The sequence below is a fragment of the Micromonospora sp. NPDC048935 genome, from assembly GCF_043197875.1.
Lineage (GTDB): Bacteria > Actinomycetota > Actinomycetes > Mycobacteriales > Micromonosporaceae > Micromonospora.
In genome coordinates this window covers 65,181-85,014 of record NZ_JBICTZ010000002.1, presented here as the reverse complement: position 1 = coordinate 85,014, position 19,834 = coordinate 65,181, and the positions used below count along the sequence as shown (strand labels likewise).

The window sequence follows — 19,834 nt, the reverse complement described above, 5'->3', positions numbered from 1 at the left end:
GTGGCGATGACAGACCGGACACAGCCCCCCACGCCGTTCGGGTCCGCCGAGCCGGGGGTGTTGCGCCCGGTGCTCGGTCTGCTCCGCCGGTGGTGGCCGGTCGCCGCGATCGCCGCACTGCTCGCCGGTGCCGCGTTGGCTTCCGCCCACTCGTCGATCGGGGCCAGCCGGATCCCGCCGGCCGCGGAGAACGTCCCGTGGGTGCCCGAGTACCCGACCGCCGAGCCGTCGCCGTCCATTCGGGTCGAGCCGCGTGACGCCGGTGAGGCCACCCAGGCGCACATACCGGAGTGGGTCGCCAAGGTGGCGATGGTCCTGCTCGGGCTGGCTCTGCTCGCCGCCCTCGGTTACCTGACCTGGGTGCTGGTCCGGGGCGCACTACGCCGCACCACGCGGGCACTGCCGGCGCAGCGGGCCCGACGTACCGCCGAGGGCACCGCCCGCGAGGTGGCCGCCGCCCTCGACGCCGGCCTGGTGGAACTCGACGACCGGGACACCGATCCCCGGGTGGCGGTGATCGCCTGCTGGGTGCGCCTGGAGGAGGCCGCCGCCGCGGCCGGTGTGCCACGGCTCGCCGGGGACACCCCCACCGACCTGGTCAGCCGGCTGCTGCGTGGCGACCCGGCGGCGGGTATTCCGGCGATCGTCAGCGCCGACGTGCTGGCCGAGTTCGCGCACGTCTACCGGGAGGCCCGCTACGCGACCCGACCGGTCGACGAACGCACCCGCGACCAGGCCCGCGCCGCACTTCGCCGGCTGCGTGGGGAGCTGACGGTGGTGGCCCCATGAGCAGCACCAGCATCGACGACCTGCTCGCGTTCGAGGAGGAGGCGGCGCCCAGAGGCCCGCAGGAGCCCCGGTCCCGGACCGGCCCGGTGGTGCGCGCGATCGCGGGGGCCGCCGCGGTGGTCGCGGTGCTGCTCGTCGGCCTCCGCGCGGTTGGCCTCCAGGTCTCGCTGCCGGTACTCGTCGCCGGGGTGCTCGCCGTGCTGGCGATCCGCAGGGTCACCGCCCTGCTCGCGCCGCCACCTCCGCCGCCGGCGGGTGGCCGGGCCGGGCCGGGTGAAGACGACGGCAGCTACCACTGGGGTGCCCGGGACGCGTTGCGCACCGCGATCAACCGCTGGGAATGGCCACTGGACTGGTCCATGACCCGACCCGAACGATTCACCGGGGTGGTCCTGCCCCGGATCGGCGAACTGGCCGACGAGCGGATGCGCCTGAAGCACGGCGTCACCCGCGAGTCGGACCCGGCCCGCGCCCGTGTCCTGCTGGGTGACCGGCTGTGGACGTTCCTGGAGACCCCGCCTCACCGCACCCCGTCGCCGCGCGACCTCGCGGTGATCGTCGCCGAACTGGAGAAAATCTGATGAACGACGTGGACCGGAGCATTGCCCCCGCCGAGGTTGGTCACCTGGCTCGGGCGGTCCTGGACGCGGTCGGCACCGTCGTGGTCGGCAAGCGGGACGCGTTGGAGCTGGTCCTCGCCGGCATCCTGGCGGGCGGTCACGTGTTGCTCGAAGATCTGCCCGGGCTGGGCAAGACGCTCACCGCCCGCTCGTTCGCCCAGGCGCTGGGGCTGGACTTCCGTCGGTTGCAGTTCACCCCCGACCTGCTCCCCGCCGACGTCACCGGCTCGTTCCTCTACGACCAGCGCAACGGCGACTTCACCTTCCGGGCCGGGCCGGTCTTCACCAACCTGCTGCTCGCCGACGAGATCAACCGGACGCCGCCGAAGACCCAGTCCGCGCTGCTCGAGGCGATGCAGGAGAAGCAGGTCTCGGTGGAGGGGGTGACCTACAAACTGGACGAACCGTTCCACGTGCTGGCCACCGCCAACCCCATCGAGTACGAGGGCACGTACCCGTTGCCCGAGGCACAGCTGGACAGGTTCCTCCTGCGGGTCTCCTTCGGTTATCCGCAGCACGAGGAGGAGTGGGAGGTGCTCCGCCGCCGGATGGGCCGTCGCCGCGAGGAGGCGGACATCACGGCGGTGGTCGACGCGGCCACGCTGCGGGCCATGCAGGCCGCCCTGGAGGACGTGGTGGTGGAGGATTCCATCGGCCGCTACATCGTGTCCCTCACCGCGGCCACCCGTGAGCACCCGTCGGTGCTGGTCGGCGCCTCACCGCGTGGCTCGCTGGCGCTCCTGCTGCTGGCCCGGGTCCGCGCGGTGTTCGGCGGACGGGACTACGTGGTGCCGGAGGACGTCAAGGAGGTGGCGGCTCCCGCCCTGGCCCACCGGATCACCCTGCGCCCGGAGATGTGGTTGCGCCGGGTCGACCCGGCGTTCGTGGTCGGTGAGGTGCTGGAGTCCACTCCCGCCCCGGCGAGTGGCGCGCTGCCCAGCTACGCCGCGGGCGGGCCTCGGCGCTGATGACCGGACCGACCGTGCCGATGGCCACCGAGCCGGAACCGGCTGCCGGCTGGGCCCCCACCCGGGCGCTCGGTCGGGCGGTGCTGCTCGCCGGGCTGCTGCTGGTGGCAGGGGTGCTGCTGGGCCGGGTCGACCTGATCGTGCTGGCCGCCCCGTTGGCGCTGGGCACCGCGTACGCGCTGCGCCGGCGGCCCACCGCGCTGCCGCAGGTGTGGGTCACCCAGGGTGAGGGCGGGCCGCTTGTCGAGGGCGGCGACGTGACGGCGGCGGTGAGCGTCGGCAACCCGGACACGGTCGACTACGACCTGGTGGTGGTGCGTTCCCGGGTGTCGCCGTGGCTGCGCATCGTCCGGGCCGGCTTCGCCCGGAACGAGGCTGTCCAGGACGTGTCGCCGAGCACCACTCCGGCGACCGGTGCGACGGCTCCGGCCAACGGCACGGGCCGTTCCGTCGCCGACCGGCCGTTCGTGACGTCGGTGCCCACCGGCGCCGTGGTGGACCTCGAACTCGCCGGCAACGCCCTGCGCTGGGGCCGTCATCCGGTGGGCCCGGCCGGTGCCCGGGTCGCCACGGCCGGTGGCCTGCTGGTCTCCCGGGCGGTGATCACCGAGCCGGTCCGGGTGCGGGTCTACCCGCGTACCGAGCCGTTCGAGGCGGTCGAGGCGATGCCCCGCGCCGCCGGTCTGGTCGGAGCGCACCACTCCCGCCGGCCCGGCGAGGGCGGCGAGTTGGCCGGCGTACGGCGCTTCGGCCCCGGGGACCGGCTGCGTCGCATCGACTGGCGGGTGTCGTTGCGGGCCCGGCAGTTGCACGTGGCCGCCACGCTCTCCGACCGCGACGCCGAGGTGGTGCTGCTGCTCGACGTGTTGGCCGAGGCGGGCCGCTCCGGCGGGGTGAGCGGCGCCGCCTCGGTGCTGGACACCACGGTCCGGGCCACGGCCGCGATCGCCGAGCACTACCTGCACCGTGGCGACCGGGTCTCGCTGCTGGAGTACGGGCCGGGCGCTCGCCGGCTGCGTCCGGCCGCCGGGCGTCGGCAGTACCTGACCGTCCTGGAGTGGCTGCTCGACGTCCGGGTCCACCCGTCCTCGCACGAGCCGTACGACCAGGTCTTCGGTCCGCAACTGCTCTCCTCGGACGCGTTGGTGGTGGTGCTGACTCCGTTGCTGGACGAACGGTCGGCGCAGATGCTCGCCCGGCTGGCCCGCGCCGGGCGGTTCGTGGTGGCCGTCGACACACTGCCGACCGATCTGCCGTCGCCAAAGGACCGGGGCTGGGCCGAGGTGGCGTACCGGCTGTGGCGCCTGGATCGTGACGTCATGATCGGGCAGCTCCGGGAGCACGGCGTACCTGTGGTGCGCTGGGCCGGTGCCGGCAGCCTGGACCTGGTGCTGCGGGACGTGGCCCGGTTGGCGACCGCTCCGAGGGTTGGTGGCAGATGATCGACGTGGTGACCGGGCGGGTCCGGGCGGCCAAGAACGCCGTGGCCCGCGTCAGCATCGCCCCGCTGCTGGTCCGGGCCGGGATCTTCGTCATCGTGTTCGTCGGGTTCGCCCTGGCGTTTCCCGCCGAGGTGCTGTCCGGCCGGCCGCTCCTCTTTCTGGCGGTCGCCGCGCTGTTGCCCGCCTTCGGTCCGCGCCGGATCTGGGCGACCTTCACGGCCCTGGTCACCGTCGGCGGCTGGCTGCTCGCCACCGACGGGTACGGCCGCCCGGTCGCCCTCTGGCGACTACTCGCCGTCGCCGCCCTGCTCTACCTGGGGCACACCCTCTGTGCGCTCGCCGCACTGTTGCCCTACGACGCGATGGTGGACCCCGAGCTGATCACCAGGTGGTTCCTGCGGGCGGCTGCCGTCCTGCTGGGCAGCGCGGTGCTGGGGGTCCTGTTGTTGCAGGCCGCGGGCATGGGTGGGGACAGCGGCTACCAGTGGGTGACACTGCTGGGGCTGGTGGTGGCCGTGGGGACCGCCGGGTTACTGGGCTGGCTCCTGCGACGCCGGTGACCGCTGGGACACGAGGGTTACGCAGGTCACATGGGTTGTGCTCCGTCACAGATGGGGGGCGCGAGCGGGATTACCCGAGCCGGCCGGGGAAAGATAGACAACGTGAATCCGAAGCGGATCCTTGTGGTTGGTGCCGGGCACGTCGGTCTCTACGCGGCGCTGCGCCTGTCGAAGAAGCTCAGCTCCCGTGAGGCTGAGGTCATGGTGGTGGACCCCCAGCCACACATGACCTATCAGCCGTTCCTGCCCGAGGCCGCGGCGGGCAACATCTCCCCACGGCACTCCGTGGTGCCGCTGCGCCGCGAGTTGCGGCGGTGCAAGATGGTGGCCGGCACGGTCACGCGGATCGAGCACGACCGCAAGGTGGCCACCGTCCAGCCGATCAGCGGCCCGCCCCGGGAGATCCCGTACGACCACGTGGTCGTCGCCCCGGGGTCGGTCTCCCGCACCCTGCCGATCCCCGGCCTGCACGAGCAGGGCATCGGGTTCAAGACCATCGGCGAGGCGATCTACCTGCGCAACCACGTACTGGACCGGCTCGACGTGGCGGCCGCCACGCCGGATCCGGAGGTCCGTCGTTCCGCGCTGACCTTCACCTTCGTGGGCGGTGGGTACGCCGGCATCGAGGCGCTCGCCGAGATGGAGGACATGGCTCGCGACGCCCTGCGCTACTACCCGGAGCTGAAGCAGGACGAGGTGCGCTGGGTGCTGGTCGAGGCGACCCAGCGGGTGCTGCCCGAGGTCGACCGGGACATGGGCGCCTACACCGTCCAGCAGTTGCTGAAGCGCAACATGGACATCCGGTTGGACACCCGGCTCGAGTCCTGCGTCGACGGGCTGGTCAAGCTCTCCGACGGTGACAGCTTCCGGTCCGACACGATCGTCTGGACGGCCGGCGTGAAGCCGTCGCCGATGCTTGACGCGACGGACTTCCCGCGCGACGACCGTCGGCGGATCACCTGCCTGCCCACCCTCCAGGTGGTCGACGGCGACCGGCTGGTCGAGGGCGCGTGGAGCGCCGGTGACTGCGCCGCCGTGCCGGACCTCACCAAGGAGCCGGGTAACTTCTGCTCGCCGAGCGCGCAGCACGCGGTGCGCCAGGCCGCCCGGATGGCCGACAACATCGTGGCCGTGATCCGTGGCCGCGAGCCGGTCAACTACAAGCACAAGCACGTCGGCAGCGTCGCGAGCCTCGGCCTGCACAAGGGCGTCGCCCAGGTGTACGGGATCAAGATGACCGGCTGGCCGGCGTGGGTCATGCACCGGACGTACCACATGAGCCGGATCCCGTCGTTCAACCGCAAGGTCCGGGTCGTGGTGGACTGGTCGTTGGCGTTCTTCCTCAAGCGTGAGGTTGTCGCCCTGGGGCAGTTGCACGACCCGCGCGAGGAGTTCGTCGAGGCGTCCCAGCCGGTCGGCGCCCCCCGCGTCTGACCCGCCCGCGGTCCCCACCCCGTCGATCTTGCACTTTCGGACGCCGTAACGCACCTTTTGGTGCATCTTGTCCGGGCAGAAAGTGCAAGATCGGCGGGGGTCAGACGCGCCAGATCCACACGTCGGCCACCCGGGTCGCGGGGCCGTAGAGCTGCTCCAGGGTTCCTCGCAGGCTCTCCGCGTGCGGGGCATCGTCGGCGAGGGCCACGCAGGAGGCGCCCCAGAAGTCCGCGTCCCGGGCGGCCTGGCGGCGTTGCTCGTCGCCGATGGCCGGCTGGTCGCCCCGCCGGGCCACGTCCGCCAGCAGAGCCGAGGTCGGCTGCTTGAACGTCCCCATCGCCGCGGTGCCACCCCGCCCGTACGGGCCGATGAAGAATCCCTCGGGCAGACCGAAGGCGGCGTTGGCGGCGGTCGGCCAGCGCATCGGCCCCGGTTCCCTGGGCGTGGGCAGCGGCACCGGAACCAACACCCCGCCGGGGGGTACGCACTGCCGCCAGTGGCCGCCGGTGACGAACTCCGGCACGGCAGCCCGTGCGACCGTCGGCAGGGGAGTCGGGAAGATCGGCAGCAGCGCCGCGCCGACGGCCAGCGGCACCAGCCGCCGCGTGCGACCGGTGCCGCGCAGGGCCCGGTCGACCGCCAGCACCAGCAGCGTCGCGACGATCGGCAGCACCGCCAGCGCGAACCGCATCGGCAACGCGCCATCCACCACCGGCAACCCGCCGATCAGGGCGTACGGGCCGGGAATCGCCGTCCGGGTGCCGTCGAGCACCACCTCGGGGCCGAGCGAGAGCGTGCCCATCACCAGGCCCGCCACCACGCAGGCGAAGACCAGCCGGCGTCGCCCGACCCAGACCGCGCACGCCACGGCGGCCAGCAGGAGGGGCCAACCGAGGAAGGTGTTGTACTCGGCCGGACCGGTGGTCAGCCGGGCGGACTCGACGCCGCCGGCCACCGACAGTGGGGAGACCGCCCACCAGCTGCGCAGGTCGGCGGAGAAGTTCGCCGGCCTGAACAGTCCGTCGGCAACACCCTGCGGCCCGGCGAACTGGAACCACAACGGATAGGCGAGCACCAGCAGGGCGAGCCCGGCGGCGATCGCCAGCCCACCGGCGAAGCCGGGTAGCGCGCGCCGCGTCAGCTCCCGGTCCGTCACGGCGTAGGCGATCGCCATCAGCAGCAGCGTGAGCGCGGTGAGGAACAGCACCTCCTCGCCGATGAGGACCTGCGCGCTGACCACCCCGGCCAGCCCCGCCGCCGAGGTGAACATCCGCCGGCGATCCGGCCCCTCGGGTCGGGCCAGAACGCTCTCGTCGGGTGCCGCCGGACCCGGATCGGCTGCCCGCAGCAGGCGGACCACCAGCCAGACGATCACCGGCACCAGCCACTGGGCGGTCATGTGCAGGTGGCTGTTGGTCTGCGAGACCATGCCGGGGCCGAACCCGCACAGCCCGCCGCCCAGCGCGGCAGCGAGCCGGCGGGCGCGCAGCGTCCGGTGGAACAGCAGGTACCAGGCGAGCGCGGTGCCGGCGAGGTTGGCGGCGGCGAGCAGTGCGAAGCTGACCGGTGCGCCCAGCAACAGGGTGACCGGCGCGACGGCGACGCCAAGCGCGATCACCGTGGTGTTGGCCATCAGGTTGACGCCGTCGGGCGCGTTGAGTCGGTCGGTGAGCAGGTGGAAATCGCCGAGCAACGCGCGGGCGTCAACCGCCAGGAACCACTCGTAGAGGGTCTGGTCCTCCGGGTTGAGCGCCAGGGTGCGGCCGGCCGGATCGGGCCACAACCCGTGGGTGAGCCAGCCGGCGAGCACCACGCAGACCAGAGCGACGAGTAGATCCGCACGGTGCCGCTTGACGGCGGCCGGCAGCCGGGCGACCCGGGACCGACGGTCGATCCGACCAGCGAGGCGGAGGGCCTGCTCAGGGGCGGCGTCGGGGGCCGTGGGGGCTGCGCTGCTCACGGCCTCGACCCTAATGTGGCAAGCCCTGCTGGGTACGTCGGGACGCCGCTAACCCGCTACGGTGACACTGCACGGTGCGTGTCGGCGCGCCGGTGCCACCCCGCCCGGGTGGTGGAAAGGCAGACACGGCCGCCTTAAAAGCGGCTGCCGCAAGGCGTGCGGGTTCGACCCCCGCCCCGGGCACCAACCAGCTCGACCCCCAATCCCGTTCGCGATCACCGGTACTTGGCTGCGCCGTTTACTCTTGGAGGGCACGTTCCACGTGCAAACGACCCCCTGAGGGAGGCCAGACAGTGAAGACCTCGAACCCGGTGCTCGCCCGGCTCGGCCAAGCGGCCGAGCGGGAGCGCTCCGCCGGGTACGCCCCGGCCGGGCCGTACGGACAGCCCGGCATTCCCCAGCAGTACCCGTCCCAGGCCGGCTACCCGGCCGCGCCGCCCACCGTGGCGCCGATGACTGTTGACGACGTCGTCGTCAAGACCGTCGCTCTCCTCGGCATCCTCGGCATCACCGCCGCGGCGGCCTGGGTGCTCGTGCCCGACACGTTGGTCGGTACCGCCTGGATCGGCGCGGCAGTGGTCGGTCTCGTCCTCGGCCTGATCATCTCGTTCTCCCGGATGGCCAACCCGGCGCTCGTCATCGCGTACGCGGTGGTCGAGGGCGTCTTCGTCGGCATGGTCAGCAAGGCGTTCGAGACGGCGTACGACGGCATCGTGCTCCAGGCCGCCGCCGCCAGCTTCGGCATCTTCTTCCTGATGGCGATGCTCTACCGGGCGAAGGTCATCCGGGCCACCCCGGCGTTCGTCAAGGGCATGATCGCGGTGATGGTCGGCCTCTTCGCCGTCATGCTGATCAACCTGGTGCTCGCGCTGTTCGGCGTCAACACGGGCCTGCGCGACGGCAGCCCGCTGGCCATCGGCTTCAGCCTGGTCTGCATCGTGGTCGCCTCGCTGAGCTTCGTGCTCAGCTTCAAGGAGATCGAGGACGGCGTCCGGATGGGCCTGCCGCAGCGATACTCCTGGACTGCCGCGTTCGGCATCCTGGTCAGCCTGGTCTGGCTCTACATCGAGATCCTGCGCCTGCTGAGCTACTTCCAGGGCGACGACTGACCTCGTCCGCACCGTCGACCGGCGCCCGCTCCCGCTTCGGTGGGGGCGGGCGCCGTCGTCAGCGCCGTTTCCCCGCCGCCGCCGGTCCGTCCGGGGCAGAGTGACTGCGAGGGCACCTGCCCTGGGGTACGCGGGCGGAGGAGGCGGCGGTGCGCAGCAACAACCCGGTGCTCAACCGGCTGGACGAGACCGGCCGGGTGGAGGCCCGGGTGCTCGGCGCCCGCGACGTCGAGCCCATGACCGTCGACGACGTGGTGACCCGTACCGTCGGACTGTTGCTGGTCACCGGCGTGGCCGCGGCGGTGTCCTGGGCGGTGATCCCCGACGCGGCCTGGCTCGGCGCCGCGCTGGCCGGCAGCGCGCTCGCCTCGATCGCGCTGGTTCTGGTCATCTCGTTGCGGGGCATCACCAACCCGGTGCCGATCGTCGGCTACGCCGTGCTCCAGGGCCTGCTGCTCGGGGTGGCGAGCCGCACCTTCGAGCAGGTCTACCCGGGCATCGTGGTGCAGGCGGTGGCGGGCACGTTCGGTGTCTTCCTCGGCATGGCGGCGCTCTACCGGGCCCGGGTGATCCGGGCGACGCCCCGGCTGGCCCGCCTGGTGATCGGGACGTTGCTCGGGATCGCCGTGCTCAGCGTGGTCAACCTGGTGTCGTATCTGGTGTCCGGCCGGCCGGGTCTGGAGGTCTACAGCGTCAGTGGGCAGGTGGGCTGGCTCCCGTACGCCTTCTCGGTGGTGGCCATCATCGCCGGGGCGTTCAGCTTCATCCTCGACTTCGACCTCGTCGAGCGGTCGGTGCGCGACGGTCGACCCCGCCGGTACGCGTGGCTGAGCGCGTTCGGCCTGCTCACCGGGCTGGTCTTCCTGTACTGGCAGCTACTACGACTGCTCAGCTACCTACGCCGCTGACCGGCCCGACCGGCGGACCCGGCCCTGCCCCGGCCCGGCGGGGCCCGGCGGCATGATCGACTCGGCTTTCATGAAGTCGGGGTGTCCGGGTCGCGGTGATGCCGCGACTTTCAGGAAATCGAGTCGATCTCGGGGGACGCGTCGGCCGGCCGTAGACTCGGTGCCGATGAGCGCAGCAGAGTTGGACCAGGCCGTACGGCTGCTGGTCGGTCAGGTCGGGCACTGGCAGCAGCGACGGTGGGCGGCGGTCGCGACCACCGGCAACGTGCCCCGCGCCGACCTGGTGCATCGTCTGGTGCAGGAGGTCGCCAACCTGGCCGCCGACGCCGAAGGGCAGCCACGCCGGGTGGTGCCCCGGCTCGACAACGACCTGGCCCTGCCCGATCAGCTCCGGGTGGTGGCGGCCGACCTGATGGCCGCCGGAGCCGACGACGAGGTGCTGGCGCGGGCCGCCGCCGAGGTTACGGCGACCCGCGGCGTGCTCTGAGGATCACCCGCGACCTGCGGCGCGCTCACCCGCGACCTGCGGCGCGCTCACCCGCGACCTGCGGCGCGCTCACCCGCGACCTGCGGCGCGCTCACCCGCGGCCTGCGGCGCGCTATGTCGCCTACTCCACGAGGGTGAGGCAGTCCGGGCGTCGGCTCAGTTGAGCCGTTCGAGCACCATGGCCATGCCCTGGCCGCCGCCCACGCACATGGTCTCCAGACCGATGGTCCTGTCGTGCCACTCCAGGGCGTTGAGCAGGGTGCCGGTGATCCGGGCACCGGTCATGCCGAACGGGTGACCGACCGCGATCGCGCCGCCCATCACGTTCAGCTTCTCCTCCGGGATGCCCAACTGGCGGTAGGAGGGGATGACCTGCGCGGCGAACGCCTCGTTGATCTCGACGAGGTCGACGTCGTCGATGGTCATGCCGGCGCGGCGTAGCGCCTGCCGGGACGCCTCGACCGGCCCGAGGCCCATGATCTCCGGCGACAGGGCGGTCACGCCTGTCGAGACGATCCGGGCGAGAGGGGTCAGCCCCAACTCCTCGGCCCGCTGGGCGCTCATCACCACCACGGCGGCCGCGCCGTCGTTGAGTGGGCAGCAGTTGCCCGCGGTGATCCGACCGTCCGGGCGGAACACCGGCTTCAGGCCGGAGACCGCGTCGAGCGTGACACCGGCGCGAGGCCCGTCGTCGGTGCTCACCACTGTGCCGTCCGGCGTGGTGACCGGGGTGATCTCCCGCGCCCAGAAACCGTCGGCGATGGCCTTCTCGGCGAGGTTCTGGCTGCGTACGCCGAACTCGTCCATGTCGGCGCGGGTCACGTCGTACACCTGGGCCAGGTTTTCCGCGGTCTGTCCCATGGTCAGGTAGATGTCGGGCAGTTCACCTGCCGCACGCGGGTCGGTCCAGACCTCGGCACCGCCCTGGGCGCGGCGCTTCGAGCGCTCGGCGGCCGGGCCAAAGCGCGGGTTTTCCCAGCGGCCACCGACCAGGGCCTGCGCCTCGGGAGGCAACCCGTCGGAGCTGCCCCGGGCGTAACGGGAAACGATCTCCACACCGGCGGAGACGAAGACGTCACCCTCGCCGGCTCGGATCGCGTGCATCGCCATCCGGGTGGTCTGCAACGACGACGCGCAGTAACGGGTGAGCGTGGCACCGGGCACAGTGTCCAGACCGAGCAGGGTGGACACCACCCGGGCCATGTTGAAGCCCTGTTCGCCGCCGGGCAGGCCGCAGCCGAGGTAGAGGTCGTCGATCGTTGTCGGATCGAGCGCGGGGATCTTGTCCAGCGCGGCCTGGACGATTGTCGCGGCGAGGTCGTCGGAGCGGACGTCGCGCAGCGACCCCTTGTGCGCCCGGCCGATGGGGGAGCGGGCGGTGGCGACGATGACGGCGTCGCGGGACGACTCAATCGGCATGAGCCAACGTTAACCCGCCAGTAACATCGTGCGGAAGAAGCCGGCACGGCGGGAAATGTCACCCCTGACCGGGGACGATCTAGCGTCGGGTCGTGGCCGCCGCCGCGGCGGCGATGGCGGGCAGCAACGCGTGCGCCCACACCCGGTAGCCGTCGGCCGAGGGGTGGAAGCCGTCGTGGCAGAGCGTCCCCGCGTCGGCCCGGAACACCGGCCCGGTCTCGGTGGCGAGGTCGACCACCGCGCCGCCGGCGTCCAGCACGGCTGCGGTCTGCGCACGGGCCATCCGACGCCCCGACCAGCCGACCACCTGGCGCAGCGGGGGTGCGATGGCACGCGCCGCCCCGAGGTCGGGGCAGGTGCCCACCACCACCTCGACCCGCGCCTCACGCAGCCGGTGCACCGCCGCGGCGAGATAGGCCGAGGCGTCCGCGGGTCGGCGCAGCCCGGTGGCGTCGTTCGCGCCGATCAGGATCAGCGCCACGTCGGGCCGTTCACCGAGCAGAGCCCGAGCCACCTGGGTGGCCAGGTCGGTCGAGCGGGAACCGGAGACGCCGACGCTGGACAGGTGCACGCGCCGGCCGGTCGGGCCCTCGGCGAGCAGGTGGGCCAACTGCCCACCGATGGTGTCCTCCAGGCGGTCGACACCCACCCCCAGTGCGGACGAGTCGCCGAGCAGCACCAGCCGCAGCGGCGGGGCACCCGCCCGGCCGATCGTGGCCCGTAGGGCCAACCCCAGCTCCGGTTGGGCGTAGCGCCGGTGCCGGGCGACGAACGCCTCACCGGCAAGGACGGCGGCCCCACCGACGGTGCCGGCGAGCAGCGAGAACGCCGCCGCCCGACCCAGCCGGCCGGCGAGGCCGGTGATCACGCCCCGCTCGCTGCGCTCGTTCATGCCAGTCCCTCCACTGTCGAGGTGTCCGGGGCGGACCCGTGCTGCGGCACCGCGCCGACACCGAAGAACGCCCGGCGGCGCAACTGCGCCCACCGGCCGGCCGGCCCCCGTTCACGGCCCCGGACCTGGGTGCCGCTGACCTCGGTGCCGGCGTGCCGGGCCGCCTCCTGCGCGGCCTCCGGCAGCGACCGTACGCCCTCTCCCCACGTCGGCGTGGTCCGTCGTTCCTGCCCTGTGCCGAGCGCGGACAGCATCGTCGGCAGGAGTGCGGCGGCGGCCATCGCGTACCCCTCGGCGGAGGGATGGAAGCGGTCCCAGGCGAACATCCGGGTCGGCTCCGCCACGAACCGGGGACCGAGGAGATCACCGAGGGAGACCGTCCAACCGCCCGCCTCGACCACCGCGACCGTCTGGGCGGCGGCGAGTTGGCGGCTCCACCGGTGCGCCAACCACCGCAGCGGAGGCTGGATCGGGCGAATCGCACCCAGGTCGGGGCAGGTGCCGACGACCACCTCGCACCCGGCGGCGCGCAGCGTGCGCACCGCCTCGACCAGATAGCGCACCGCCAGCCCGCGCGGCGTCCGGTTGGTGATGTCGTTGCCGCCGATGAGGATCACCGCGATGTCGGGTCGGCAGTCCAGTGCCGCCTCGACCTGGTGGCGCAGCGCTGCGGAGATGGCGCCGACCACCGCGAAGCGGTGCAGTTGCACCGGCCGGTGCAGTCGACGCGACAGGCCGGTGGCGAGCAGCGCACCGGGCGTCTCCCGACGGCGGTGCACCCCGTAGCCGGCAGCCGACGAGTCGCCGAGGACGACCATGGTGAGTGCCGGGCCGGGGAACTTCGCGCCGTAGAGCCCGTCGCAGCGCGGTGGCGGCGCCTCGGCCATCGGGATGGTGCGGCGGGCCTGTCGGGCCTGGCCGAGCAGCACCCCGCCGGTCGCCACCGCGGCCGCCGCGGTGGCGCCCGTCCCGATCGCGGCCAGGCGGGCGAACCGCCTGGCCTGCCGCCAGCGCTCACCGGGTACGACGGAATCAGCCACCCCCATACCGCGACATTATCGCGCCGCCCCGACACGCCGCTGTCGTCGTGACGGCACCCGGGTGCCTGGAAACCGACGCGGCGGGGTATCTCTGCGGCAGAGGCCGGCCGATTTGCGCCGACCCGCCACGCTGATCCGGCGGAGAGGAGCGCGACGATGGGGAAGACACTGAAGCGCAGCGCGGCGTTCACGGCCCTGGCGCGGGCACTGATGGCCGGGGCGCGGGGAGGGCCGTCGCTGGGCACCCGGTTGGCCGCCCTGCCCCGGATGATCCGGGCCACCACCAGGGGGGAGTACGACGGCGGCCTACGGCTCGCCCTGATGACGGCGGCGACGGCGTACATCGTCTCGCCCATCGACCTGCTCCCGGAGATCCCGCTGGCGATCTTCGGGCTGGCCGACGACGCGGTCATGATCACCTGGTTGGCGGGCAGCGTGCTCGCCGAGACCGACAGGTTCCTGGAGTGGGAGGCGGCCCGCAGCTCGGTCATCCCCGGAGGGCTGGTGCCCTGACGACACGTACGCTGGGCGACGAGGAAACGTCTGCCCGGCCGCCGTTGCCGGCGCCGCAACGAAGGGCACACCGTGCAGTACTACGACAACGTCGTCGACATGATCGGCAACACCCCGCTGGTGCGTCTGCGTAACGTCACCGAGGGCATCCAGGCCACCGTGCTGGCCAAGGTGGAGTACGTCAACCCGGGCGGCTCGGTCAAGGACCGGATCGCCCTGCGGATGGTGGAGGACGCCGAGGCCGCCGGCCTGCTCCGGCCCGGCGGCACCATCGTCGAGCCGACAAGCGGCAACACCGGCGTCGGGCTGGCCCTGGTGGCCCAGCTCAAGGGCTACAAGTGCGTCTTCGTCTGCCCCGACAAGGTCAGCCAGGACAAGCAGGACGTGCTCCGGGCGTACGGCGCCGAGGTGGTGGTCTGCCCGACCGCCGTCGCCCCGGAGGACCCGCGCTCGTACTACAACGTCTCCGACCGGCTGACCCGGGAGATCCCCGGCGCCTGGAAGCCCAACCAGTACAGCAACCCGGCCAACCCGCGCTCGCACTACGAGACCACGGGCCCGGAGCTGTGGAAGCAGACCGAGGGCGGGCTCACCCACTTCGTGGCCGGCGTCGGCACCGGCGGCACCATCTCCGGCATCGGCCGTTACCTGAAGGAGGCGTCCGAGGGGCGGGTGCGCATCGTCGGCGCCGACCCGGAGGGCTCGGTCTACTCCGGCGGCACCGGCCGTCCGTACCTGGTGGAGGGCGTCGGCGAGGACTTCTGGCCGGAGACGTACGACCGGGATGTCGCCGACGAGATCGTCGAGGTCTCCGACAAGGCGTCCTTCGAGATGACCCGGCGGCTGGCCCGCGAGGAGGGGCTGCTGGTCGGCGGCTCCTGCGGGATGGCGGTGGTCGCCGCGCTGGAGGTCGCCCGCCGGGCCGGCCCGGACGACGTGGTGGTGGTGCTGCTGCCCGACGGCGGCCGGGGCTACCTTTCCAAGATTTTCAACGACTCGTGGATGGCCCGGTACGGCTTCCTCGACAACTCCGGCGCCGAGCCGACGGTGGCCGACGCCCTGGCCAGCAAGCCGGGCGGCCTGCCCGAGCTGGTGCACGTGCACCCCACCGAGACGGTCCGCGACGCGATCGACTACATGCGCGAGTACGGCGTCTCGCAGCTGCCGGTGCTCAAGGCCGAGCCGCCGGTGGTGACCGGTGAGGTGGCCGGCTCGATCGCCGAGCGGGACCTGCTCGACGCGCTGTTCACCGGCCAGGCCCACCTGCACGACACCATCGAGCGGCACATGGGCGACCCGCTGCCGATGATCGGTGGCGGCCAGCCGGTGAGCGAGGCGGTCGGCATGCTGGAGAAGTCCGACGCCGCCCTGGTCCTCGTCGACGGCAAGCCCAAGGGCGTCCTAACCCGCCAAGACCTCCTGGCCCACCTAGGAGCCCACTAACCCCACCCCCATCCCGCGCGCCCCCGCCCCCGCCGATCTTGCACTTACTGTCGCCTGAATGTCGTTGTTGCGGCGTTTCGTCCCGACAGAAAGTGCAAGATCGGCGAGGTGGGGTGGGGCGAGGACGGGTGGGGTGGGGCGCTTAGAGGGGGCGGGTGTAGCGGAGTTGTCGGGTTGGGGCCGATCCGATTGCCTCGTCCCGTTCGTCGCCCGTGGGGGTCCAGCCGCCCCGCTCGTAGAACTCGCGGGCGTGGGCGTTGTCGCGCAGCACCCAGAGCACGGCACGCCGCCAGCCCAGCGCGCGCATGGCGTCCAGGGCGTCGATCATCAGCGCACGGCCGGTGCCGCGGCCCTGCTCGGCCGGGTCCAGGTGGATCGCGTTGAGCAGCCCGGTGGCGGGGTCGTCCTCGTCGTCCGGGCCCAGGTGGCTGAACCCGGCCAACGCCCCGGCCCGCTCGGCCACGGTCATCCGGTGGGTGTCCCGCTCCCACTGCCAGCGTTCCGCCCAGTACCGCCCCATCGCCTCCGGTGTCGGGTCGGCCAACGCGTCGGCGGGCAGGAATGCGGAGTAGGCGGCGACCCGGGAGCGCTGGTGCAGGGCGCCCACCGCCATCATGTCGGCAGCGGTCGCGGGGCGCAGCGTGACGGTCACCCGGCCGAGGCTACCCGGCGAGGTGGGAGCTGCACCGTGGTCAGATCCTCGGCGATGATCAGATCACCGTCGAAGTGTGCGCGCGCCTCGTCGTGAAACCGGCGCGGGTCCGGGTAGCGCTGGGAGAAGTGGGTGAGCACGAGCCGGCGTACCCCGGACTCGGTGGCCACCCGCGCGGCCTGCGCCGCGGTCAGGTGGCCGACCTCGGCGGCGAGCGCGACCTCCGACTCCAGGAAGGTCGACTCGATGACCAGCAGGTCGGCGTGCTCGGCGAGGGCGTAGACCCCGTCGCACAGGCCGGTGTCCATCACGAACGCGAACCGCTGCCCCGGTCGGGGCACGCTCACCTCGTCGCGGGTGACGCGACGCCCGTCGAGGTCGAGGTGCCCGACGCGGATCAGCTCCCCGACGGCCGGCCCACTGATGCCGTACGCGGACAGCCGCTCCGGCAGCATCCGGTGGCCGTCCGGCTCGACAAGCCGATAGCCGTACGTCTCGATGGGGTGCCGCAGCCGGCGTGCCTCCAGCGTGCCGCAGCGCAGGGCGATCCGCTGCCCATCCTCCTCGATCGGGGTGACCTGAAGCTCGGCGGTCTCGTAGAAGGAGGTCGCGTGCCGGAGCCGGGCGAAGTATTCGGCGCCGCCGGCCGGGAAGTGCACGGCGACCGGGTGCGGCACCCGGTCCAGGGAGAGTCGCTGGATGGTGCCGGGCAGGCCGAGGCAGTGGTCGCCGTGGAAGTGGGTGACGCAGATCCGGGTCAGGTCGCTGGCCGTGACCGTGGTGTGGAGAAACTGGCGTTGGGTGCCCTCGCCCGGGTCGAAGAGGATCACCTCGTCGTCCCAGCGCAGCACGTACCCGTTGTGGTTGCGCTGTCGGGTCGGCGCCTGGCTGGCCGTTCCGAGGATCACCAGCTCGCGCATGGACATCGCCGCTCCCCCGGATATGGAGCGACCCCCGGGGCGCTCCGCGCTGGTGCGCGGGCCGGCTGGACTTGGCCGGCACCCCGGGGGTCGGGTGGCTGTCGTGGATTCGCCGCACCGCTGCCACACGGTCTCGACGATGGTGCTGATTGCCCGCCTTGAGGCGGACCGATCACTGTCGAGGACAGCGGCTAGCTGACAGCCACCTCACGAGTCCGATTGCTATACAAGTCTGGACCACCTCCTTTCACGTGTACGGCCACGTTATCGAGTCTCCGGCGGGGTCTGCAACGGATTTCGATCACACGGCCAAACGGGAATGCCCGGCCGCCCTTTCGGCGACCGGGCAGCAGTAGCCGTTCGGGTTCTTCGTCGGGGCGAGGTACTGCTGGTGGTAGTCCTCGGCGAAGTAGTAGCTGCCGAACGGGGCGGACGAGGCCTCAGCCACTGTGCCTACGAAGCTTCGGTGAGCTCGCGTCGCCAGTGCGCGAAACGCTCGCGGACAGCGGGTAGTTCGGCGGCTGGTATCCCGTAGCAGTCGAAGTCGGCGTCCGTGATCTGCGTCAACGCGCCCAGTGCGTCTGCGAAGGCGCGCGGCTCGAAGCCGGGATCCGCAGCCGCGGCCAACTCGAGCAGGCGTTGCCTCGTGTATCGGCCGCTCAGGAGGGCGGCGTCCACGTCGAGGAAGTCCCGGGCTTCGGCGCGGCCGAAGAGCGCACACATCTTGTTGGCGACGGCGTCGTCGGGATGGAGGACAGGGCCGACGGTGGACATCACGGGGGCGTGCGCGCGCCAGTCCGCCGACATCTCCAGCTTGTCCGGCTCCCCGTCTGGCTTATTGCGGTCCGCGACGAGCAGACGGGCGAACGTGTCATTCCGAATCAGGGCGGTGACCGCGTATTGGTGCTCTTCCAGAGCGAAGATGACGTTGTCGACCGCTTCCGGGAACGATGCGCGCAGGTGCCAGGCCGTGAAGAGATCCACATCACCGCTGAGTCGACTACCCATGCCGTGCGCGCTCACCGCGTAGCCACCCGCCAGGGCGAAGCCAAATCGACCGGCAGCCGCGAGTGCGACCCGGGTGATCTTGATGTGGCTCGGCAGCATCGTTCAGGCAGCGCGTCGAGGGGCGCTGCGGAGGGCGGGGAAGCGTTCTTCCCATGCGCGGCGCACGGCTCGGGGCAACCACATCGACGGCCAGAGCTGGATCAGCGAGTCGCGGCTGATGTAGGTGTAGAGGTCGGTCGGACTCGCAGCCTCGTTGAGGACCGTCCGGTACAGGTCGCCGATGCGTCCGGGTTGCGTGAGGTCGTAACGGGAGTTGCCGGACCACTTCAAGTGGCGTGGCAGATCTACCACCCCGGACGTGGGCCCACGAAGCTGATCAAGGGTTTCGGGCACGACGACCGGCTTGGCGTAACCGTGTGGACGGCTAGCGCTGTCGCCGCTCATCGTGCCCTCCCATGCGTCTGAATCAGGCTAACGCCTCGATTCAGCCGGCGGTACGGGCCACGCCGACCGGGCAGCTCAGCCCGTTCGGGCCGTGGTTGCAGTAACCGTTCGGGTTCTTCGTCGGGGCCAAGTACTGCTGGTGGTAGTCCTCGGCGAAGTAGTAGCTGCCGAGCGGGGCGATCTCCGTGGTGATCTCACCCTTGCCGGCCCGCGTGACGATCGGCTGGAACGCGTCCCGGGACGACTCGGCGATGGTCCGCTGCTCGTCGGTGGTCGTGTAGATCGCCGACCGGTACTGGGTGCCCACGTCGTTGCCCTGGCGCATGCCCTGGGTCGGGTCGTGGTTCTCCCAGAAGACCTTCAGCAGATCCTCGTAGGTGATCTTGCTGGGGTCGTACACCACCTGGACGACCTCGGCGTGCCCGGTGCGACCGGAACACGTCTCCTCGTACGTCGGGTTCTTGGTGCTGCCGCCCGCGTAGCCGGCGGAGGTGGTGTAGACGCCGGGCAGCGTCCAGAACAGCCGCTCGGCCCCCCAGAAACAGCCCATGCCGAAGACCGCGACCTGTAGGCCCTCCGGGAACGGGCCCTTCAACGGGGTGCCCAGCACCTCGTGGCGATCAGCGACCGGCATGGCGATCGAGCGACCAGGCAGGGCCTGGTCGGGTGAAACCATCTCGGCGTTCATGCGACGCAAAAACACGGTGGGGATCTCCTCTCGTACCTCTCCCAGCGTGTAACACCGGTGGGTCTTCCTTCCTTACCCGCGTCGCCGTGACTCAGGCCCCACCTCGGAGGGCGGCGGCGACCCGGTCGGCGTACGTCTGGGCCTCGGTGTCGTCGTCGTACCGGGTGCGTGGCCAGAAGAAGCCCCGCAGTCCGTCGCCCTTCGTCCGCGGCACGACGTGTGTGTGCAGGTGGGGCACCGATTGGGACACCTTGTTGTTCGTCGCCACGAACGTCCCACCGGCGCCGAGACCGGTCTCCACCGCCACCGTCAGTCGCTGGACCAGCGCGAAGTAGCCGGGCAGCAGGTCCGCCGGCAGCTCGGCAAGGGTCACCAGGTGCACTCGCGGCACCACCAGCACGTGCCCCTTGAACACCGGCCGGGTGTCCAGGAACGCCACCCCGTCCGGGGTGTCGGCGACCCGGAACGCCGGCACGTCACCCGCCACGATCCCGCAGAACACGCAACCGCTCATCGGCTCAGGCTATGCCGAGGGGCT

General features: G+C 71.9%; 21 protein-coding genes, 1 tRNA gene and 1 pseudogene. 12 read left to right on the top strand and 11 right to left on the bottom strand.

The window, feature by feature from the left end; genetic code table 11:
- Positions 1 to 6 precede the first annotated feature (6 nt).
- From ACGFIW_RS06660 to ACGFIW_RS06635, 6 genes are all read left to right on the top strand, one after another.
- Positions 7 to 789, top strand: a complete 783-nt coding sequence (locus ACGFIW_RS06660; protein WP_393311420.1) for a DUF4129 domain-containing protein — start codon at positions 7 to 9, stop codon at positions 787 to 789.
- Positions 786 to 1,370, top strand: a complete 585-nt coding sequence (locus ACGFIW_RS06655; protein ID WP_393311418.1) for a hypothetical protein — start codon at positions 786 to 788, stop codon at positions 1,368 to 1,370. Before ACGFIW_RS06660 ends, ACGFIW_RS06655 begins: the two co-directional genes overlap by 4 nt.
- Complete coding sequence (locus tag ACGFIW_RS06650) at positions 1,370 to 2,377, top strand: AAA family ATPase (protein ID WP_393311416.1); 1,008 nt, start codon at positions 1,370 to 1,372, stop codon at positions 2,375 to 2,377. The genes ACGFIW_RS06655 and ACGFIW_RS06650 overlap by 1 nt, the downstream gene beginning before the upstream one ends.
- Positions 2,377 to 3,819, top strand: a complete 1,443-nt coding sequence (locus ACGFIW_RS06645; protein ID WP_393311414.1) for a DUF58 domain-containing protein — start codon at positions 2,377 to 2,379, stop codon at positions 3,817 to 3,819. Before ACGFIW_RS06650 ends, ACGFIW_RS06645 begins: the two co-directional genes overlap by 1 nt.
- Positions 3,816 to 4,379, top strand: coding sequence for a hypothetical protein (locus ACGFIW_RS06640; RefSeq protein ID WP_393311412.1), 564 nt, complete (start codon positions 3,816 to 3,818; stop codon positions 4,377 to 4,379). The genes ACGFIW_RS06645 and ACGFIW_RS06640 overlap by 4 nt, the downstream gene beginning before the upstream one ends.
- Before the next feature lie 102 nt (positions 4,380 to 4,481).
- Positions 4,482 to 5,813 carry an NAD(P)/FAD-dependent oxidoreductase gene (locus ACGFIW_RS06635; protein WP_393311410.1) on the top strand — a complete coding sequence of 444 codons (1,332 nt, stop codon included), beginning with the start codon at positions 4,482 to 4,484 and terminating at the stop codon, positions 5,811 to 5,813.
- A gap of 100 nt (positions 5,814 to 5,913) precedes the next feature.
- Here the strand turns inward: ACGFIW_RS06635 and ACGFIW_RS06630 are convergent, their stop codons facing one another.
- The gene (locus ACGFIW_RS06630; RefSeq protein WP_393311408.1) at positions 5,914 to 7,773 is read right to left on the bottom strand and encodes a hypothetical protein; all 1,860 of its coding nucleotides are present in this window, start codon (positions 7,771 to 7,773) and stop codon (positions 5,914 to 5,916) included.
- Positions 7,774 to 7,875: 102 nt separating this feature from the next.
- Here ACGFIW_RS06630 and ACGFIW_RS06625 point away from each other — a divergent pair.
- From ACGFIW_RS06625 to ACGFIW_RS06610, 4 genes are all read left to right on the top strand, one after another.
- Positions 7,876 to 7,959 (top strand) — tRNA-Leu (locus ACGFIW_RS06625).
- 107 nt (positions 7,960 to 8,066) lie between these two features.
- A complete protein-coding gene (locus ACGFIW_RS06620; protein ID WP_393311406.1) occupies positions 8,067 to 8,882 on the top strand; it encodes a Bax inhibitor-1/YccA family protein in 816 nt (271 codons plus the stop codon).
- A gap of 149 nt (positions 8,883 to 9,031) precedes the next feature.
- Entirely contained in the window at positions 9,032 to 9,790 is a 759-nt protein-coding gene (locus tag ACGFIW_RS06615) for a Bax inhibitor-1/YccA family protein (protein ID WP_393311404.1), read from the top strand.
- A 166-nt stretch (positions 9,791 to 9,956) separates the two neighbouring features.
- Positions 9,957 to 10,277 carry a hypothetical protein gene (locus ACGFIW_RS06610; RefSeq protein WP_393311402.1) on the top strand — a complete coding sequence of 107 codons (321 nt, stop codon included), beginning with the start codon at positions 9,957 to 9,959 and terminating at the stop codon, positions 10,275 to 10,277.
- A 156-nt stretch (positions 10,278 to 10,433) separates the two neighbouring features.
- Here ACGFIW_RS06610 and ACGFIW_RS06605 read toward each other — a convergent pair whose 3' ends face one another.
- The 3 genes from ACGFIW_RS06605 to ACGFIW_RS06595 all read right to left on the bottom strand — a co-directional run bounded on the left by ACGFIW_RS06605 (position 10,434) and on the right by ACGFIW_RS06595 (position 13,634).
- A complete protein-coding gene (locus ACGFIW_RS06605) occupies positions 10,434 to 11,696 on the bottom strand; it encodes an acetyl-CoA C-acetyltransferase (RefSeq protein WP_393311400.1) in 1,263 nt (420 codons plus the stop codon).
- Between the two features lie 79 nt (positions 11,697 to 11,775).
- Complete coding sequence (locus ACGFIW_RS06600) at positions 11,776 to 12,588, bottom strand: SGNH/GDSL hydrolase family protein (RefSeq protein WP_393311398.1); 813 nt, start codon at positions 12,586 to 12,588, stop codon at positions 11,776 to 11,778.
- Entirely contained in the window at positions 12,585 to 13,634 is a 1,050-nt protein-coding gene (locus ACGFIW_RS06595) for an SGNH/GDSL hydrolase family protein (protein ID WP_393311396.1), read from the bottom strand. Before ACGFIW_RS06595 ends, ACGFIW_RS06600 begins: the two co-directional genes overlap by 4 nt.
- Before the next feature lie 150 nt (positions 13,635 to 13,784).
- On the opposite strand from ACGFIW_RS06595, the gene ACGFIW_RS06590 reads away from it, so the two are divergent.
- Positions 13,785 to 14,141 (top strand): YkvA family protein, encoded by a 357-nt coding sequence (locus tag ACGFIW_RS06590; protein ID WP_393239242.1) that lies wholly within the window; start codon positions 13,785 to 13,787, stop codon positions 14,139 to 14,141.
- A 72-nt stretch (positions 14,142 to 14,213) separates the two neighbouring features.
- Complete coding sequence (locus ACGFIW_RS06585) at positions 14,214 to 15,584, top strand: cystathionine beta-synthase (protein ID WP_393311394.1); 1,371 nt, start codon at positions 14,214 to 14,216, stop codon at positions 15,582 to 15,584.
- A 142-nt stretch (positions 15,585 to 15,726) separates the two neighbouring features.
- Here the strand turns inward: ACGFIW_RS06585 and ACGFIW_RS06580 are convergent, their stop codons facing one another.
- From ACGFIW_RS06580 to ACGFIW_RS06550, 7 genes and pseudogenes are all read right to left on the bottom strand, one after another.
- Positions 15,727 to 16,236, bottom strand: a complete 510-nt coding sequence (locus ACGFIW_RS06580; RefSeq protein ID WP_393311392.1) for a GNAT family N-acetyltransferase — start codon at positions 16,234 to 16,236, stop codon at positions 15,727 to 15,729.
- Positions 16,233 to 17,162, bottom strand: a complete 930-nt coding sequence (locus tag ACGFIW_RS06575; protein ID WP_393311390.1) for a ribonuclease Z — start codon at positions 17,160 to 17,162, stop codon at positions 16,233 to 16,235. The genes ACGFIW_RS06580 and ACGFIW_RS06575 overlap by 4 nt, the downstream gene beginning before the upstream one ends.
- A gap of 295 nt (positions 17,163 to 17,457) precedes the next feature.
- A pseudogene (locus tag ACGFIW_RS06570) lies at positions 17,458 to 17,652 on the bottom strand (peptide-methionine (S)-S-oxide reductase); the annotation flags it as partial.
- Positions 17,610 to 18,263 (bottom strand): nucleotidyl transferase AbiEii/AbiGii toxin family protein, encoded by a 654-nt coding sequence (locus tag ACGFIW_RS06565; protein WP_393311388.1) that lies wholly within the window; start codon positions 18,261 to 18,263, stop codon positions 17,610 to 17,612. The pseudogene ACGFIW_RS06570 and the gene ACGFIW_RS06565, both read right to left, overlap by 43 nt.
- A gap of 3 nt (positions 18,264 to 18,266) precedes the next feature.
- Positions 18,267 to 18,608, bottom strand: a complete 342-nt coding sequence (locus tag ACGFIW_RS06560) for a hypothetical protein (protein WP_393311386.1) — start codon at positions 18,606 to 18,608, stop codon at positions 18,267 to 18,269.
- Between the two features lie 40 nt (positions 18,609 to 18,648).
- Positions 18,649 to 19,311 carry a peptide-methionine (S)-S-oxide reductase MsrA gene (gene msrA / locus ACGFIW_RS06555; RefSeq protein WP_393311384.1) on the bottom strand — a complete coding sequence of 221 codons (663 nt, stop codon included), beginning with the start codon at positions 19,309 to 19,311 and terminating at the stop codon, positions 18,649 to 18,651.
- A 76-nt stretch (positions 19,312 to 19,387) separates the two neighbouring features.
- Positions 19,388 to 19,810 (bottom strand): HIT family protein, encoded by a 423-nt coding sequence (locus ACGFIW_RS06550; protein ID WP_393311382.1) that lies wholly within the window; start codon positions 19,808 to 19,810, stop codon positions 19,388 to 19,390.
- Between the last annotated feature and the right edge of the window lie 24 nt (positions 19,811 to 19,834).

Bases quoted from the DNA above. Each gene is read 5' to 3' on its own strand.
- ACGFIW_RS06650 (WP_393311416.1), top strand. From the start codon at position 1,370: ATGAACGACGTGGACCGGAGCATTGCCCCCGCCGAGGTTGGTCACCTG.
- ACGFIW_RS06660 (WP_393311420.1), top strand. From the start codon at position 7: ATGACAGACCGGACACAGCCCCCCACGCCGTTCGGGTCCGCCGAGCCG.
- ACGFIW_RS06605 (WP_393311400.1), bottom strand. From the start codon at position 11,696: ATGCCGATTGAGTCGTCCCGCGACGCCGTCATCGTCGCCACCGCCCGC.
- ACGFIW_RS06610 (WP_393311402.1), top strand. From the start codon at position 9,957: ATGAGCGCAGCAGAGTTGGACCAGGCCGTACGGCTGCTGGTCGGTCAG.
- ACGFIW_RS06575 (WP_393311390.1), bottom strand. From the start codon at position 17,162: ATGTCCATGCGCGAGCTGGTGATCCTCGGAACGGCCAGCCAGGCGCCG.
- ACGFIW_RS06565 (WP_393311388.1), bottom strand. From the start codon at position 18,263: ATGCTGCCGAGCCACATCAAGATCACCCGGGTCGCACTCGCGGCTGCC.
- ACGFIW_RS06655 (WP_393311418.1), top strand. From the start codon at position 786: ATGAGCAGCACCAGCATCGACGACCTGCTCGCGTTCGAGGAGGAGGCG.
- ACGFIW_RS06640 (WP_393311412.1), top strand. From the start codon at position 3,816: ATGATCGACGTGGTGACCGGGCGGGTCCGGGCGGCCAAGAACGCCGTG.
- ACGFIW_RS06560 (WP_393311386.1), bottom strand. From the start codon at position 18,608: ATGAGCGGCGACAGCGCTAGCCGTCCACACGGTTACGCCAAGCCGGTC.
- ACGFIW_RS06645 (WP_393311414.1), top strand. From the start codon at position 2,377: ATGACCGGACCGACCGTGCCGATGGCCACCGAGCCGGAACCGGCTGCC.
- ACGFIW_RS06595 (WP_393311396.1), bottom strand. From the start codon at position 13,634: ATGGGGGTGGCTGATTCCGTCGTACCCGGTGAGCGCTGGCGGCAGGCC.
- ACGFIW_RS06600 (WP_393311398.1), bottom strand. From the start codon at position 12,588: ATGAACGAGCGCAGCGAGCGGGGCGTGATCACCGGCCTCGCCGGCCGG.
- ACGFIW_RS06550 (WP_393311382.1), bottom strand. From the start codon at position 19,810: ATGAGCGGTTGCGTGTTCTGCGGGATCGTGGCGGGTGACGTGCCGGCG.
- ACGFIW_RS06590 (WP_393239242.1), top strand. From the start codon at position 13,785: ATGGGGAAGACACTGAAGCGCAGCGCGGCGTTCACGGCCCTGGCGCGG.